At 68.8% G+C, this 15,902-nt stretch carries 12 protein-coding genes and 5 pseudogenes; 8 read left to right on the top strand and 9 right to left on the bottom strand.

Features of this window, described 5'->3' with window-relative positions:
- Positions 1-667 precede the first annotated feature (667 nt).
- Positions 668-859 (top strand): annotated as a pseudogene (locus ACWGJ5_RS43525) (IS5 family transposase); the annotation flags it as partial.
- Between the two features lie 452 nt (positions 860-1,311).
- Here ACWGJ5_RS43525 and ACWGJ5_RS43520 read toward each other — a convergent pair.
- The 7 genes and pseudogenes from ACWGJ5_RS43520 to ACWGJ5_RS43490 form a co-directional block, all read right to left on the bottom strand.
- Positions 1,312-1,845 carry a hypothetical protein gene (locus ACWGJ5_RS43520; RefSeq protein ID WP_453315145.1) on the bottom strand — a complete coding sequence of 178 codons (534 nt, stop codon included), beginning with the start codon at positions 1,843-1,845 and terminating at the stop codon, positions 1,312-1,314.
- Complete coding sequence (locus tag ACWGJ5_RS43515) at positions 1,842-2,276, bottom strand: MarR family winged helix-turn-helix transcriptional regulator (protein WP_453315144.1); 435 nt, start codon at positions 2,274-2,276, stop codon at positions 1,842-1,844. Before ACWGJ5_RS43515 ends, ACWGJ5_RS43520 begins: the two co-directional genes overlap by 4 nt.
- Before the next feature lie 346 nt (positions 2,277-2,622).
- Positions 2,623-3,102: a hypothetical protein gene (locus ACWGJ5_RS43510; RefSeq protein ID WP_453315143.1), complete on the bottom strand. Its 480-nt coding sequence runs from the start codon at positions 3,100-3,102 to the stop codon at positions 2,623-2,625.
- Between the two features lie 462 nt (positions 3,103-3,564).
- Complete coding sequence (locus tag ACWGJ5_RS43505; protein WP_453315142.1) at positions 3,565-4,335, bottom strand: alpha/beta hydrolase family protein; 771 nt, start codon at positions 4,333-4,335, stop codon at positions 3,565-3,567.
- Between the two features lie 142 nt (positions 4,336-4,477).
- A complete protein-coding gene (locus tag ACWGJ5_RS43500; RefSeq protein WP_453315141.1) occupies positions 4,478-6,022 on the bottom strand; it encodes an FMN-binding glutamate synthase family protein in 1,545 nt (514 codons plus the stop codon).
- A gap of 355 nt (positions 6,023-6,377) precedes the next feature.
- Positions 6,378-6,875, bottom strand: coding sequence for a hypothetical protein (locus ACWGJ5_RS43495; RefSeq protein ID WP_453315140.1), 498 nt, complete (start codon positions 6,873-6,875; stop codon positions 6,378-6,380).
- A gap of 723 nt (positions 6,876-7,598) precedes the next feature.
- Positions 7,599-7,775 (bottom strand): annotated as a pseudogene (locus ACWGJ5_RS43490) (transposase); the annotation flags it as partial.
- 461 nt (positions 7,776-8,236) lie between these two features.
- Here ACWGJ5_RS43490 and ACWGJ5_RS43485 point away from each other — a divergent pair.
- Positions 8,237-9,112 carry a YihY/virulence factor BrkB family protein gene (locus ACWGJ5_RS43485; protein WP_453315139.1) on the top strand — a complete coding sequence of 292 codons (876 nt, stop codon included), beginning with the start codon at positions 8,237-8,239 and terminating at the stop codon, positions 9,110-9,112.
- Between the two features lie 25 nt (positions 9,113-9,137).
- Positions 9,138-9,383: pseudogene (locus ACWGJ5_RS43480) on the top strand (hypothetical protein); the annotation flags it as partial.
- A gap of 234 nt (positions 9,384-9,617) precedes the next feature.
- Here the strand turns inward: ACWGJ5_RS43480 and ACWGJ5_RS43475 are convergent.
- On the bottom strand, positions 9,618-10,814 hold the full coding sequence (locus ACWGJ5_RS43475; protein ID WP_453315138.1) for a PP2C family protein-serine/threonine phosphatase: 1,197 nt from the start codon (positions 10,812-10,814) through the stop codon (positions 9,618-9,620).
- 178 nt (positions 10,815-10,992) lie between these two features.
- Between ACWGJ5_RS43475 and ACWGJ5_RS43470 the strand changes: the two genes are divergently transcribed.
- From ACWGJ5_RS43470 to ACWGJ5_RS43455, 4 genes are all read left to right on the top strand, one after another.
- Positions 10,993-11,553: a hypothetical protein gene (locus ACWGJ5_RS43470; protein ID WP_453315137.1), complete on the top strand. Its 561-nt coding sequence runs from the start codon at positions 10,993-10,995 to the stop codon at positions 11,551-11,553.
- Between the two features lie 131 nt (positions 11,554-11,684).
- The gene (locus tag ACWGJ5_RS43465) at positions 11,685-12,341 is read left to right on the top strand and encodes a hypothetical protein (protein WP_453315136.1); all 657 of its coding nucleotides are present in this window, start codon (positions 11,685-11,687) and stop codon (positions 12,339-12,341) included.
- 115 nt (positions 12,342-12,456) lie between these two features.
- Entirely contained in the window at positions 12,457-13,392 is a 936-nt protein-coding gene (locus tag ACWGJ5_RS43460; RefSeq protein ID WP_453315135.1) for a hypothetical protein, read from the top strand.
- A gap of 488 nt (positions 13,393-13,880) precedes the next feature.
- A complete protein-coding gene (locus ACWGJ5_RS43455) occupies positions 13,881-14,714 on the top strand; it encodes a PIG-L family deacetylase (protein WP_453315134.1) in 834 nt (277 codons plus the stop codon).
- Between the two features lie 167 nt (positions 14,715-14,881).
- Here the strand turns inward: ACWGJ5_RS43455 and ACWGJ5_RS43450 are convergent.
- A pseudogene (locus ACWGJ5_RS43450) lies at positions 14,882-15,322 on the bottom strand (hypothetical protein); the annotation flags it as partial.
- A gap of 377 nt (positions 15,323-15,699) precedes the next feature.
- Here ACWGJ5_RS43450 and ACWGJ5_RS43445 point away from each other — a divergent pair.
- Positions 15,700-15,902: pseudogene (locus tag ACWGJ5_RS43445) on the top strand (hypothetical protein); the annotation flags it as partial.

Raw genomic sequence — 15,902 nt, 5'->3', positions numbered from 1 at the left:
CGGCAGTACGAGCGGGCGTGGTCGAACGTCGCGAGGACCGGCCGGTGGCCCTGGGCGCCGGGTGAGGAGGTCCGTCTTGTGGTCAGCCGGACCAATGTGCTCGGCACTTTCAGCCCGTCTGCCGACGAAGCGCCGGTCATCGTCTGCGACGAGGCGGACCCCTTGAAGGAAGCGCTCATCGAGCCGGCGGGGCATCCCGTCCTCGTCGCCCCGGCGGAGTCCGGCGACGCCGTCCTCCGTCTGGCCGAGGCGAAGGGGTTGAGGGTGCAGCGCACATCGGCCACCCACGTGCAGGTACGTCATCGTGACGGTGCCCCCATCACGCCGTCGGGTCGGGCGGCGGTGTTCATCAGGGGGAGAGAGTGGCTGGTCACCGTGGTCGCGCTCGCCATGGAACTCAAGTCCGGGGCTTTGTGCGCCGTAGTGGGCGTGGTGTCCGTGCCGCGCTCGAACGGCTCCGCGCACTCCGCGTCGTACACGCCGAGGATGTGGAGATCACCGTCTCCGGGACGCCAACCGAACCGCCGTCGTCGACGCGAGCCCTGCCGCTGCCGGACGACCAGCACCCCACGGTGGTCGTCTGGAGGAGCGACGAGGGCTGGGACGAGCTACAGGCGGCGACGCCCGCCGTCGCACAGCTGCTGGGCAGGCCGTGGCTGCAGGATGCGCGGTCGAGCGGACCTACGGCTGGCTCATGCTGCACCGCCGCCTGGCGCGCGGCTACGAAACACTTCCCGCCCGCGACGAAGCCTTGATCCACCTCGCCATTACCGACCTCATGGCCCGTCGCCTGACCGGTGAGAACACCATCTCCTGGCGCAACTCGACATCAACGGATCAAATCCACATCACGGGATAAAACAACGGGAGAAAACGACCTCCAAGGACCAGCCGAAGCATGGCAAGTCGACGGTGCTGATGCAGGGGCGCCTGATCCCGGCCGATGGCTTGGGGCGAAGAGCAAGGCGGAGTATTCGGCCGGTGCCCATGCACCAGCGCAGAAATCGGCAAGGGCCAGCCCTCCTGGCCGGCTAGGACACTGGGAGCAGTACGTGTGTCTCGCCGCAGGAGCGATACCTGGCTCGACGCGTACGCACTTCCACCACCCCGACCGGGGCCCGCAACCGTCGCGGCCGGCCGCAGCCTCGCCGGCCCAGAACTCCGCCGCAGTTCGGGGCAGGCCAACTCGACTGCTGCAAGCTGCCGTTCGACAACCGGCGGTGCGCGCCCCCACCGTCGTCACGAGCGCCTCCGCGCGCTGAACGGCCCTCCCGGCGTGGGTGTCGAACCAGACGGGAGGGCCGTTGCCGATCAGTGCCCTTCGGCGTGCTGCCAGGGGAAGGGTGCGAGGTCGGGCTCGACCCAGCCGGTCCTCGCTGGGGTGCCTGCCAGTGTCGAGGGCCGGTAGTGGCGAGTGAGCAGCTTCTTGTCGAGTAGCGCGGGGTGCTGGTCGGCGAAGGCGTCAAAGTCGTAGGTGTTTGCCTGGCCTGCGTGGTGGCCCACGAGTTCGACCCAGGCCCGGCTGACGGTGGCGTTGTATTTCTGTGGGGCGCCTGCGTAACGAGCGGTGCGCTGGATGCCGTCGCTGACCAGTTCCACCGCCGCGGCGGTTCCGTGACGCCGTACGGCCAGCCAGGTCAGGTGAACGTGCTGGCGGTGCCCGAACCGCTCGGCGCTGGCCATCACCTCTGCCATGAGCTCCGCGAACGGTGAGGGCTCCTCGTGCGCGCTGTGGCCACCGCGCAGCTGACGCAGGAGTCGTTCGGTCGGGGCGGTCAGTGCCTTGAGCAGCCCGTGCAGATGCACCGCGTGACCGGTGTGCGGGCCGTGGCCGTGCGCAGTCATGACCCCTCCTTGACCAGGGCGTCCAGGACGGCGTGGAAACCGGCGACCGCCCCGGCGGGCAGGCCCTCGAGCGCGCGGTTCTCGAGAGCGGCCAGCGTCTGCGCGATCACGGCGGCCGCCGCGCGCCCGGAGTCGGTGAGCTCGATCAGCACGGACCGCCGATCGCCGGCGCGCGTGCCTCGGGTGATGTGGCCCCGTCGCTCCAGCCGGTCCAGCACGCTGGTCAGTGTTGTGGGCCGGGTGCCGACTGCTGCACCCAGTTGGGACACGGTGCGGCCCTGACCGTCGGCGAGGTTGGCCAGTGCGTTGATCTCGGAGGCGGTCAGGTCAAGGTCGACGAGTTCGGCGGAGATCAGCTGCAGGGTGGCGTGGGTCGCACGCTGCAAGGCCAGCAGCGCCGACCGCGCGGGTGGAACGAATTCGGACTTCATGTTTTCGGATATTACGAGATCGTAGCATTGCTCTGCAAGGCTCCCTCGCCATCACGCTGCCGCGCGGCACCCCGAAGATCGGTCCATCGAAGCCACCGAAGCCACCGAAGCCACCGAAGCCACCCTTCGTGCTGTCGGCCGGTGTTCCGCGCGCAGAGCCGGGATGGTGCGCTGGTGGGGGTGCCGGGCCGGAGGGCCCAACCACGGTTGAGTCGGCGCGCGGTCAGGTCGGGTGCGGTCGCGGGGTGCACCTGGGTGAGGGCAGCAAGCTGTCCCCGGCCCTGATGTGGGCGCTGGTCGAGGGCTTCGCGCCGCAGGGTTCCGGTGGCCCGTTCGCAGTGCGCGTTCATCCGAGGAGCTTGCGGTGCGGTCCGCAGGGTCTCGATGTGGTCGGCTGCGAAGACCGCGTCGAAGGACTCGGTGAACTTCGCGTCCGGTCGCGGATCATGAAGGGGAGAGAGTCGACCCGGACACCCAACTGGAGGGCGGGGTTTCTCGCCTGCTGCACCGTCCACGGCCCGGTCGGATGCGCAGCAACCCCCGCAATGTGCAGTCGGCGCGGGCCGTGCTCGGGGAAGACCCACGCGTACACGCGACGCAGGCCGATCAGATCGATGTGCACGAAGTCGCAGGCGGTGATGCCATCGGCCTGCGCGGTCAGGAATTCACGCCACGTCGGTCCGCTGCGACGGGGGGCCGGATCGATGCCGGAAGCCGTCAGGATCTCCCAGACCGTCGTGGCGCCGATCGGATGCCCCAGACGAACGATTTCGCCCTGGGTCCGACGGCAGCCCCAACGCGGATTCTCCCGGGCGAGCCGCACCACCAACGCCCTTACCGCGCTCGTTGTCGGTGGCCTGCCCGGCCTGCTCCGGCGCTTGCTGTAGAACCACTTGCATGCGATGAGTCTTCGCGCGCGACCACCGGCTTCGCGGGATCGGCCCGGACAGCGCCGCGAACCACAGTCGGTCCGCCGGCTCATACCGCACCGGGGCCCGTGAGCTGCCTGCACAGCACCGCGTTCTCATGCTGCAGCACCAAGCAACTCGGCGTCCTTGGCCGCTCGCCGGCGCACCAGTACCGCCGGGACCGACAGCGGCTTCCGGGCCACCTGGTGCACCGGTGAGACGGACATCCCGCCAGTGGTCCAGGGGCCCAGGAGGCCATCGCGGCGCGCCAGACATACTCCGCGCAGCAACGATGAGTTTCACGGTCGGAAACGCAACCTCCTCCGGATGCCTCAGCGGCTCATGACTCACCCATCACGAATTGAAGCTCAATAGCCGCCTCACATGTTTTTTCCTCCGGCCCGTGGCCTGTGGATGTACTGGTCGGCCCAGGCGCTGATGATGTGAGCGGCGCGCTGCGCTTGTCCTCGTGCGGTCAGGAGATGGTCTGCTCCTTCGAGCGAGACGAAGCTTCGTGGGTGTCGTGCCTCGCGGAAGATCTCCCCGGCGTTGGCGATGTCGACGGTGTTGTCGGTAGGCGAATGCATGACGAGTAGCGGCAGGCGCAGCTCGCGTATTCGGTTGCGCAGGCGAGCTTGGTGGACGTCGTCGACGAAGGCACGCTTGAGGACGAGGGTCCTCCCGCCGACGAACCACTCGTGCGATCCTTCAGTGAGAACGCGTTGCATGACCGCGTCGTACTGTCTCTCGACGTGGCTGGGGTCGGCCGGCGCCCCGATCGTGGCGACCGCGCGGACGCCGGTTGCCTCGGCCGCTGCGGCGATGACGGCGGCGCCTCCCCAGGAGTGCCCCACCAGCAGGTCTGCCGGAGTTCCTCGTTCTGCCATCAAAGTTGCCGCACGGACGGTGTCCTGGACCTTGACGGTGAAGGAACCGTCCCCCCAGTCGCCGTCGGAGTCTCCGATGCCGAGGTTGTCGTAGCGCAGCATCCCGATCCCCTCGCGTGCCAGCTGCTTGCTGACACGCGAGGCGGCCGGGGAGTCCTTGCCGAGTGTGAATCCGTGGACGAAGATTCCCCAGCCCCGGATCTCGCCTTCCGGCAGGTCGATCGACCCGGCCAGTTCGGGGCCGACGACGCTCTTGAATCTCACTTTTTCAGTCATGTTGTGATCGCCTCGGCACGGACTGGTCGTGGGGTAGGGGCAGATGGGTGAGTGAGGGCGACACCGGCTGGTGCCACGCTCGTGCTCCGCGCAGGGGGCCTTGAGCGCGGTGCTTGTCGCTGTCGGCGCGTCAGAGGGCCGGCTTGTGGACGGCGGTCGGCTCGGTGGTGAGCAATGCCGTGATCTCATCGGCGAGGTGCGGGCCGAGCTCGCCCCAGCCGTCCTTGTAGCCGTAGACACCGGCCAGGGTGCGGGCCTCGTAGTCGCCGTTCATGATCTCGATGTCGTTGGCCGTGATGAGTGCCGGGTGGGCGACGCCGACGGCCGCCGAGACCTTGAGCAGTTCCTTGCGCAGGGTGCGCAGGTAGACAGCGGTCCGGGTGGCCTTCGAGGTCGGGTCGAGGCCGCGGGCCAGCCACGGGTTCTGGGTGGCGATGCCGGTGGGACACGTGTCGGTGTGGCACTTCTGCGCCTGGATGCAGCCGATGGACAGCATCGCCTCACGGGCCACGTTGATCATGTCGGCACCCAGAGCGAAGGCGACCGCGGCGTTCTCGGGCAGGCCGAGCTTGCCGGAGCCGATGAAGGTCAGCTCGTCGGTCAGCCCCAGCTCGGCGAAGGTGCCGTAGACCCGGGAGAAGCCCATCCGGTACGGCAGTGACACCGAGTCGGCGAAGATCCGCGGTGCCGCCCCGGTGCCGCCCTCACCGCCGTCGACGGTCACGAAGTCGACACCACGATCCCCCCGCGCCATCAGCGTGGCCAGCTCCTGCCAGAAGCCCATCTCTCCCACCGCGCTCTTGACCCCGACCGGCAGACCGGTCTCGGTGGCGATCAGCTCGACGAAGTCGAGCATCGAGTCGACGTCGCTGAACGCGGTGTGCCGCGACGGGGAGGCGCAGTCCTTGCCGACCGGGATGCCGCGGATCGCGGCGATCTCCTCGGTCACCTTCGCGCCCGGCAGCATCCCGCCCAGCCCTGGCTTGGCGCCCTGGGAGAGCTTGATCTCTATCGCCCTGACCGGGGCGCCGGCGACCACGTCCTTGAGCTTGTCGAGGTTGAAGCTGCCGTCCTCGTTGCGGCAGCCGAAGTACGCCGTCCCGATCTGAAGGACGAGGTCGCCGCCGTTGCGGTGGTACGGCGAGAGGCCGCCCTCGCCCGTGTTGTGCATCGTGCCCGCCAGCGCCGCCCCCTTGTTGAGCGCCGTGATGGCCGCGCCGGAGAGCGATCCGAAGCTCATCGCCGAGATGTTCACCACGCTCGCCGGCCGGAACGCCTTGGCCCGCCCGCGCGGCCCGCCCAGTACCTTGGCCGAGGGCAGCGGCGCCTGCGGGTCGTGCGCGTCGGGCATCGTGCCGGCGAACGTGCGCTGCTTCAGGTAGGCGTGGCCCTGCACGTGCTCGACGTCGACTTCGGTTCCGAACCCGAAGTAGTTGTTCTCCTCCTTCGCCGACGCATAGATCCAGGTGCGCTGGTCCCGGCTGAAGGGGCGCTCCTCCTCGTTGGACGTCACGATGTACTGCCGCAGCTCCGGCCCGATCTTCTCCAGCAGGTACCGGGCGTGCCCGATGACCGGGAAGTTCCGGAGCAGTGCGTGTTTCTTCTGGATGAGGTCGCGGGCAGCCAGGACCGCCAACGCTGTTGCGGCGGCCGCGCCGATCCTCCGGGCGTGCATGAACGTTCCTCCTCGATGCGCGACTCCATGGTGATGTGGTGGAGTCGTTGTGTCGTGTGGGGCGTTGGGCGGCGGGCACGGTCAAGCGGGCATCAGCGTCCGCCGAAGAATGCGAAATGATGTTATGGGGCCGCACGGACATGCCTGTGGCCAGGGGGCTGGTCCGGGTTCGGCTTCGCGTCGGCGGCAGGGGACGGGACAGGAAAGCGGGTGCGGACACGCTCGCGTTGGTGTCGGCGGTGAGTTGTTGAGCGCAGGTGGGCCCCGCGGGTCCGCGATCCGCACCAGGCGCCAGGCGCAAGCCGCCGGTTGCCGGCGCAGGGGCGACGTGCCTGAGTGTGCTCCGGGCGGGCACTCAGCGGGGGGTGTCCTCCCCCGTGCGGTACGAGTGTGTGTGGATGCTGTGGCGCCAGTCGTTCACGAAGTGCCGGTGGCCGAGCTCGCCGGAGTGGACGAACATTGCCAACTGGTCTTCGATCCAGGGGTCGAATGCCAGCAGTTGGTCTTCGATCCAGGGGTCGAATGCCAGCAGTTGGTCTTCCGCCCAGGGGTCGAAGTGGCCACTCGGCATCCGGTACGTGCCAGTGTGACCGTGGCCGTCGTCATACAGGCTGCCGTAGTCCTGCTCACCGCGGTCGTGGAGCCGGTGACCGTACGCGGGGGCGCCACGGTCGTGATGTATGCCATGGAGGTGGATGGCCTTCGCGTCCGCGGTCAGGACGGTCTGGGCGGGGGTGGGTCCGCTGTCCCGCGAAGTGGCCGCAGTCGCGGAGCCGCCGGTGGCGAGGAGAGTGACTCCGGCGAGTGCCGCGGAAACGCTTACGGTCGCGATACGCCGCATGAGCTTCTTCATGATCTTTCCTCCTTGCACTGCCGGCCGCTCCGTGCCTGCTGACGGCCGACGCCCCCGTTGTCTTGGCCCTGGCAAAGCTACGCGCCCACACATAGTTGAACAATAAACTTGATGCGTGAACCAAATCACCTGAATAGCCCGGAATACACGGGAGCGATAAACCCTGGTGCCTTCCAGGTGGCCCAGCCTCCGGTCCTGCCCGTCCACCTGACGGCAGGGCCGGGGCCTGAGCGCGCCACATGCGTCCACGAGCGGGACGGGCAGGAGGCGGCCCTCGGTGCGGACGCGCTGCCGGGTGGAGGTCAGCAGTTCGTCCGGTGCGGCGAGCGCACACCGTGACAGCGGCGTCGCCACGTCGCGTGCCCGCAGCCAGGCGCGTTCCCGGGACGGCACGGCGGCCGGCCGGCCCAGCTGTACGACGCCACTGGGCCGGCCCTCGAAGTCCGGCAGCGGCAGCACTGGGTGCCGTGCCCGGGGCGCCACCTCGCTGAGGAAACGGCCGACGGTCAGCCAGTCCGGACCGGTGACCACCGGAGTGGTCATCGTCTGCGCGACCCGGACGCCCGCAGGGCCGTGACCAGTTCGGCCCACCGGCGTTCGGCCGCGACGACGCCTGCGACGAACACGCCGACGAGGATCAGCCACAGGCCAACCGACGGGCCCCGGGCGAAGGCGATCCATCGGCGCGCCGATCAGGGCCATGCCCAGGGGCACGGTGAGGCGGATCCTGCTGCTCGCCCCGAACGCCTTGACCTGGTCATCGACCGAGCGCGTCGAGACCCCGCTCACGTATGCATCCCCGACCAAAGCCGACAGGGACCGGTCGATCCGCCGGCGCCGCTCCGGCAGGGAGGGAAACAAGGACCCGGTCCGCACCTTGGGGATCTTCGGATTCAGATCGCGGCCTGCGTGGCAGGGCGGGTAAGCGGCCTACGGGGCAGGGCGGACCGCACGCGCGACAATCACAGATCTGGAACGACGGGTCCATGAGTATGTCGGGCAAGGCCTCCAACATGGGCCGCAAGATCGAGGGCAAGACGAAAGAGAGAGTCGGCACGGCAGTCGGCTACGAGCGTCTCGAAACGGAGGGCGGGGCCTGACCAGATCGAAAAAGACGTCAAACCTGCCGGAGAAAAGACCGGGGACGCCGTCCGGGACATCCTCGACGAGGATGGAGTTCCCCGAGCGGGATCCGGACGAAGGCGGGCGGCAGGCAGCCGGACATCCGGCCGCCGCTCTGTGGACGTCGGCCATCAAGGCACCGCATCCGGTGGCGGATGCCGGGTTGCGACGACGGGGCGGTCGGCGTCGGCCGCTGGTGGAGGGAGGCGTGGACAGTGGGTAGCGGGAGCATCCGCGCGATGCGCGAGACCGGCCGCCGGATGGGCCAGTGGTGGGCTGCGCTGCGCCGGACACCTGTGGCGATCTGGAACGACGACGTAACGGACTGGGCCGCCGCTTTGACCTACTACGCGGTCCTGGCCCTGTTCCCCGTGCTGCTGGTGCTTCTCTCGGTGCTGGGGCTCACCGTGCCCACGGCGAAACCGGAAGTGATCGACCGGCTCACCCGTGTGGCGCCCGCCGCATCCCGCGACTTGCTGCGCAGCGCCCTGGAGCAGATGGCCGGCCAGTCCTCGGCAGCCTGGCTGCTGGTCTTCTTCGGCGCGGCCGGGGCCCTGTGGTCGGGCTCCAGCTATTTGAGTGTCTTTCGCCGGGCCCTGCACGCCATGTATCACGTCAGCTCGCACCGGCCGGTGTGGCGGACGGCCCCACGCATCATCGGCACGGCCATCGTGCTGATCGTCCTTCTCCTGACCACGACGCTCGCTCTGCTGCTGAGCGGCAGCCTGGTACGACGTCTGGGCCGAGCGCTGGAGATGGGCAGCCTTCCCCGGGTTGCGTGGGACACCTTGCGCTGGCCCGTTCTGGCAGTGGTGGCCATCGCCCTGGTCCTGGTGCTCTACCGCTCTGGTCCCGCACCGTCGCGTCCGCTGCGCAAGATGGCGCCGGGTGGGGGCCTGGCGATCGTGCTCCTGCTGTCGACCTCCCTCGGTTTCACCGTCTATGCCTCTCATGTGAGCACCTACCACCGCCTGTACGGTTCCCTGGCCGGGGTCGTGGTCTTCCTCATCTGGCTGTGGCTGTCCAACCTGGCACTCCTGGCAGGTGCCCAGTTCAACGTCGAGCTCGCGCGGCAGGCCGTCAACGCTCAGGCGCGCGGACATCGACGACCCTGATGGCCGGTGCCGCCCGGCTTGAGGCGTGCGTGAGCGAGGATCGGTGTGCCGCGGACCGATCGGCCCTACGACTCAGCTCGTCCAGGCCTGGCACCGTTGTCCTCGGCGCTGTCCAGGCAATGTAACGGCCCTGGTCACAGGTCTGCACGGTCATCGCGGCACGTACCCGTGCACGGTCATCGCGGCACGTACCCGGATCCGGGCCCGGCGATCTCCCGCTTGGACAGGATGCCGAGAGGACCAGGCGTTCGACGTCCTGCGCCGCTGCTCCCAGGAGAACAACGTCAAGCTGCGCGAGGTCGCCCGCCAGGTGTGCGAAAAGGGCAGTCCGTCCCGACCAGGATGGGGCGGATCCCCGGCGCGGCCGCTGAACCGGGGGGTGCCTGAGCCCGTCCGCCCCCCGGCGAGCGTCGCCGACCCAGCCCGTACACCGAAGTCCCCCACGGGGAGAGGCCCACACGCACGGCCCGCGGGTGGACGGCCCATCCGTGCAGGCCCAGGCGTGTCAGCTGTCGGCGCCGGCGTCGCTGTGGCGTCGGCCGGAGCCGCCGTGCCAGTCCAGGACCATGGTGGTGGCGTCGTCCGGCAGAGAGCCGCCGCACGCGTCGTGGACCGCACCGGTCAGAGCGCGGACCACTTCGCGGGGGTGTTCGTCGCGGGTGTCATGGATGAGGGCGGACAGGTCGACGGCGGTCGAGCAGCGCTCGGTCATGCCGTCGGTGAGCAGCACCAGGCGGTCGCCCGGCTCGAGGTCGAACGGCTGCACCTCGTAGGTGACCGGAACGGGGACCCCGAACGGCAGGTTGACCATGACGGCAAGCTCCTCCAGCCGCGCCCCGCGCAGCCGCAGCGGCCAGGGGTGGCCGGCATTGACCAGCTCGCATTCGCCCGTCCCCAGAGTGACGCAGAGCAGCTGGCCGGTGGTCATGCCGCGGGCGTGCTCGGTGATCGCCTCGTGGGCGGCATGCGCCTGGCCGAGGACACCTTCAGCGGCGCGGCGGGCTCCGCGCAGGGCATTGACCGTGAGCGTGGCCAGCATGGCGGAAGCGGTGTCATGCCCCATCGCGTCAGTGATCGACAGATACAGCCTGTCCGGGTTGAGGGCGTAGTCGTAGGTGTCACCGCCGATGTCGTCGGCCGGGACCAGACCGCAGGCCAGGGTGAACTGGGCTGCCTCGCAGCAGGAGGCCGAGGGCAGTAGCTGGTGCTGGATCTCCGCGGCAAGACTCACAGCAGTGGTGCGCCGCCCCCAGTGGTAGAGATCGGTGAAGCGGCGGTCGGTGACCACGATGTATGCGAGCGCGTGCGCCGCGTGCGCGACCGCCTCGCGGACCGTTTCGTCCGCGTGCGGCACGACCAGGTCCAGCACGCCGATGCAGTCGCCGCGGTTCGTCACCGGCGCCAGAATCCGGCACCCGCCCTCCCCGTCGTCCTCCTGGTGCAGGCGCTGGCTGCGCAGGACCCGGTCATAGACGCTGCTCGCCAGCTCGAGTCTCTCCGCCTCGCCGCGCGCCTGCCCCGCCGTACCGGCTCTGGGCAGGCGTACGGCTTCCTGCCCGATCAGGTCGACGAACAGGAACGACACCTCTGTCGCCGAAAACCGTTTCTCCAGGTTCCGGGCGACCACATCCACTGACTCCACCGGCGCGGCATCCTCCGCCGCCCGCAGCACCTCGTCCAGGCCCAGACGCTCACCAGCCACCGAACCACCTCCCCGGTCCATCCGGTCCGAGTTCCCCCAGCCTGCCCTAGAACGCGCCATCAGAGACCGGACGCACCAGGGCCCCCGAACCTGATAACGCCTGCACGGGGGCATATGCGGTGTGACATCGGGAAACTCGGGGCTCGGACCCTTTGAGGACGCGCGGAGGGAGCAGGACATGATCCAGGTCAGGACAGGTTCGTCGGATCTTCCGCAGCCGTTTCGGGCGGTCGGCTCCGGGCTGCGCCGTCTGCCCGGAGCCGAGCGGGTGAGCAAGGTCGGCGACAGCGCGCTGGAGTGGATCGGAGCGATCTCTCCACGCGGTCGGCGGATGGTGGTCTACACCGGAGTCGGGGTGCTAGGCGTCGCCGGGGTGGTGGAATGGCCCGTGGCTCTCACCGGCGCGGCCGTGGCGTGGCTGACCCAGCCGGGCCACCGACGAGGCCCACAGGAGGAGGCGGCCCAGGCCGACAGGGCCGGAACCGCCCAGACCGACACGCAGGGCGGTAGCCGGCCCGCCGCGGCCGACGCCGATCTTGCCCTCACGGACTCCACCGGCACCTCGTCGCAGCACTACGGCCCCGGCGACAGGCTCGCGCCCTCCCACTTTCACCACGAGAGCCACCCGCACGAGCAACCCGCCAAGGTTGGTGACTCCGCCACGGCATCGGCGCTGAAGCAGGTCGCGGAAGCCTCGGCACACCGCCGGGAATCGGACTCGTCCAGCGGGCATGCGTAGAAGACCCTGACGGCCAAAGTTGCCCGTGACTTCCACGGCCGGGCCCGGCCCAGAGCCTCTGGGCCGGTGTGCTGTCGAGTCTCTGCCGCTACGCTCGGCGCGTTGAGGCGATGAGGCAGGGGGGGGCGTGCATGTCGGACTACGGCGCGACCACTGACACCCGTGATCAGGCGTCAGGCGTGGGCCTCTGTGCTCTCACGGAGCTTCTTGGTACGCACATCGGGGTGATCCTCGGTGACGGGCCGTTCTCTGCGCCCAAGGGCTGGACCCACATGGGTGCCGTGATCTGTGATGCCAGCTTCCAGGCCCAAAGAAAGTACGAATTGCAGATCCGCCCGCGGCTGCTTCGGCTTCAAGCAGCATGGCCCGACGCTGGGACCGTTCGGGGCTTCCAGGCTCGACTTCGAACAGAAGACCTCGCTGTGGCCATGGACTTCAGCAGTCCGAGGAGAGTTGCCAAGGCGCGTGCCATCACCGAAGTCCTGGTGGCCGGCGGGGTCGACACCCGCGACGACCTTCGTGCGTGGCTCGACCACCAGGAGAACCGGGACACCTTGCGCCGCGTGAAGGACGTGGGGCCGAAGACTGTTGACTACATCGGGAACCTGGTCGGCCGATCCCAGGTCGCGGTGGATGTGCACCTTCGGGCCTTCGCTGCGGACGCCGGCCTGCCGAACCTTTCCTACCAGGAACTCCGTTGTGTCTACGAGGAGACAGCTCACCTGCTGGGGCACGAGCCCGGCGCTCTGGAACACGCCGTGTGGGGGTCCAAGGCCGGAGCGAAGTAGTTCCACCGGCTTCCCCAGACGGATGTCAGCGGCGGCTTGTACGCTCCCGGCCATGCCACGGAATCCCCTCTTCTCCACGTACCGGACCGGCGAGAACCGCGTCACATCCTCCACGATGGCCGTGTTCGAGCGCATCGATCTCGGCCTCGTGCAGGAGCTCCTCGAGACGGCCACGGCCGGCGCCGGGGAGCTGCCCACGGTCTCGTTCCAGAACCAGGTCACCATGAGCGAGGCAGTCCCGGACGCACGGATATCGGCGCGGTTCACGTGGTGGTTCGAGACCAAGACCGTCCGCGGCGCGTACGCGAGTGAAGGTCACGGTCGCAGCCAAGTCCGCGCCCACGCCAAGCAGTTGGAGAGCGACCCGACCGCCCGGTTGTTCGTCCTGACCCCGGATCCGACTCGACCGGCGTGGTTTGCCGAGCTCGACGGTGTTGCCCCCCAGGCCCACGACCGGGTCTTGTGGCTTTCCTTCCGAGACCTGGCGACCGCGGTCGAAGCCGTGGTCGGCGACGCGCGGCGGCTGCTGGGTGAGCAGGCGCGCTACTTGCTGTCCGAGCTCGTTGCCCTGTACGAAGCCGAGGGCCTGCTGACCAACGACGACACCGTGATCGTGGCAGCTCGTTCGGCCTGGCCGGAGTACCAGACCCTCGCTGCGTACGTCTGCCAGCCGGAGCGCTCCTTCCGAGATGGCCTGACGCACTTCGGGTTCTACGCCGAGGGCGTCGTGCAGCCCGTCGTTGCCCGTATCCGCGCACACTACGGCACCGTGCTGCTCACACACGAGGAAGGGCAGCGTCACCGCGCCGATGGGCACGAGGCGCTTGCGGATCTCATCCAGGTGCTCATCGAGCAGGGCTACCGTTCCGAGGGGGAGCCCAAGGGCGTCGTGCTTCTGTCCGGCCGGGAGGACCCCGAGACTGTGACACTCAACGGTCCGGTCGTCAACGACACGGTTACCGCGTCGGGACGCCCATGGGCCTGGACCCTGAGCCAGCGCTACACGAGCCTCGACCGGCTCAAGGCCGCGGCGCGAACGAGCGACCTGTGACCTCGTCGAGCTGAACCGCCAAGTGTCGGCGTCCACGGGAAACCGAACGACCCGACCGCTGTGGCAGGCCACCGGAGGGGCCCACCCCGCCAGGGCTTCGGCAGGGACATCATGAGTGCCAAGGAATCGGCAGGTCTGAGCCTTCATGGAGCCCCGAAAGCGGTCAATTACCCAGCCCGACATTCGCCTCTCCACGGTCCAGCGTCGCGGCCGAACTGCCAGCGACAGCGCTCCACACGGACAAATTCGGATCTGTCGTCAAATATCTGTCGCACCTCGGTGAGCGTCGGGAGCGCGTCACCCGCGAAGTGCTCTTGGAGCGGAATCGAAGTGCGCGGGAGCGAGTGCCGAGGCCCAGGAGTTCCCCTGCAGGGCGGGAACAGCCGATGCGGCCGGCACTGTTGCACCAGCCGAGGAACTGGTGTCGCGACCGCTTGTACGCCTGCCGCGGACTCGGACCGAGGCTTTTTCACACAGGAGGATATTTCATGCATGACAGGCCCTTGACGCTCATGGCGGTGCACGCCCACCCCGACGATGAGGCCACTGGAACGGGAGGTGTCCTCGCGCGGTACGCGGCGGAGGGCATCCGCACGGTCCTCGTGACGTGCACCGACGGCAGCTGCGGTGACGGACCGGGGGGTGTCAAGCCGGGCGATCCCGGGCACGATCCGGCAGCCGTCGCCTTGATGCGACGTCAGGAACTTGAGTCAAGTTGCGACATTCTGAAGGTCAGTCACCTCGAGATGCTCGGCTACGCCGACTCCGGGATGATGGGCTGGCCGGCCAACGACGTCCCCGGGTCCTTCTGGCAGACCCCCGTGGAGGAGGGCGCTGCCCGACTCGCGGAACTCTTTCGCCGCTACCAACCCGATGTGGTCGTGACCTACGACGAGAACGGCTTCTACGGCCACCCCGACCACATCCAGGCAAACCGCATCACGATGACGGCGCTGGCGATGACCGAGTTGACGCCGAAGGTGTACTGGACGACGGCGCCCCGGTCGATGATGCGGCGATTCGGGGAGACCATGCGCGAGTTCGGTGCGGACTGGCAGGAGCCGGATCCGGCCGAGGCCGCCGCGATGGCCGAGATCGGACTCCCCGACGAGGAGATCACCACCTGGGTGGACACCACCGCGTTCGGCGGTCAGAAGTTCGATGCGCTGGCCGCGCACGCCAGTCAGGGCGAGAACATCTTCTTCCTCAAGATGGGTGAGAAAAGGTTCACCGAATTGATGGGCGTCGAGACCTTCGTACGTGTCCAGGACACCACCGGCACGGCCGTGCCCGAGAACGACCTATTCGCCGGACTGCGCTGACCCGCCCACTTTCCGGGGGCTTGAGGAAACGCATGGTCGGTGCGGCTCGATCGAGCGTGCTCGCGCACCTGGAGGCTTGTTCACGTGGGTCAGCTCCCACGTCCCTTGATCATCAAGGTGGCCTGCCCTGCTCGGTAATGCCGTTCGCCTCCTGCTGCGCCGAGTTGGGCTCCGCCCGGCCACAGCACCACCAGCACCACCAGGCCCACCACGATGCGGCGGTGAAGGGGATCAGGACGGCCGCGATGACCTTGCGCAGGTGTCGGGAGACCGGTGCGGCGGGCCTGTGGCTGTGGCTGTGGCCGTGGGTGTGCGTGTGCGTGTGTCCTGACCACCGGCGCCCGCTCCGGGACCGTGCTCGGGCCATGTCCGGTGCCATTCACTGTGGCGCGCCCGTCGCCCGTCGCGGGGGTGTAACCGTGGCCCATGGCCGGAGAGGGGATGTGGCCCGCGCCGGCATCGGGTCCGTAACCGGGGTGAGGTATCGACTCGGGAGGATTCCCGTACTCGTAGTCATGGCCGTACCCGCTCGCATGACCGCCCCTGGGGCGGGGCGGGTCGCCGACCCGGTTCCGGTCTCCGGCGCTCTGCCGGTCAGCGGCTCCCATGCCGTCTCCCTCGCCCCGTCGCCATAGGCGGGATGCCCTCAGGCGGCGGACGTCATCCGGCTCGCCGAGATTGGCGCAGGCGCTGATGCCTCGGTGGGAGGAGCGCTTGCGGATCTTCCTGTGAGCTGCGTGAAGCCCGCCTCGCTTCTCTCCAATGGAGTGACCAACCCCATCCTATGGAGGGGCAAAGAAATCCCTGCGGCGCTGCCGGTGCGCGCGATCCGGACGTACATTCCTCCCGCACCCTGTCATGTCACGTTCACCCCCCTTGTGGGGTGAATGTCATGCTCATGAATGCGCGGTTCGGCCGCCGCTACGCGCAATCACGGGCCTGCCCATCCAGTGCGAATCCCCACGTCAACCGGAGGCAGTACCCCATGCGTGAGTCACGCCCGAGCGGGCGGAGACGGAGTCTGCGAAGACTCGTCGCCGTCGCCTTCCCAGCCCTTGCCCTCACCGTCGCCGGACTCGTCGCGGCCCCCACGGCCGGTGCCCAGCCCGCGGCGTCCCACCCGCACCCCTCCAAGGTCACGCAGAACGCCAAGGCGCTGACCGACCCCCAGCGGCAGACCTTCCACTC

It is taken from the genome of Streptomyces sp. NPDC054783, from assembly GCF_053611725.1.
This window is presented reverse-complemented; position numbering and strand designations above follow the sequence as displayed.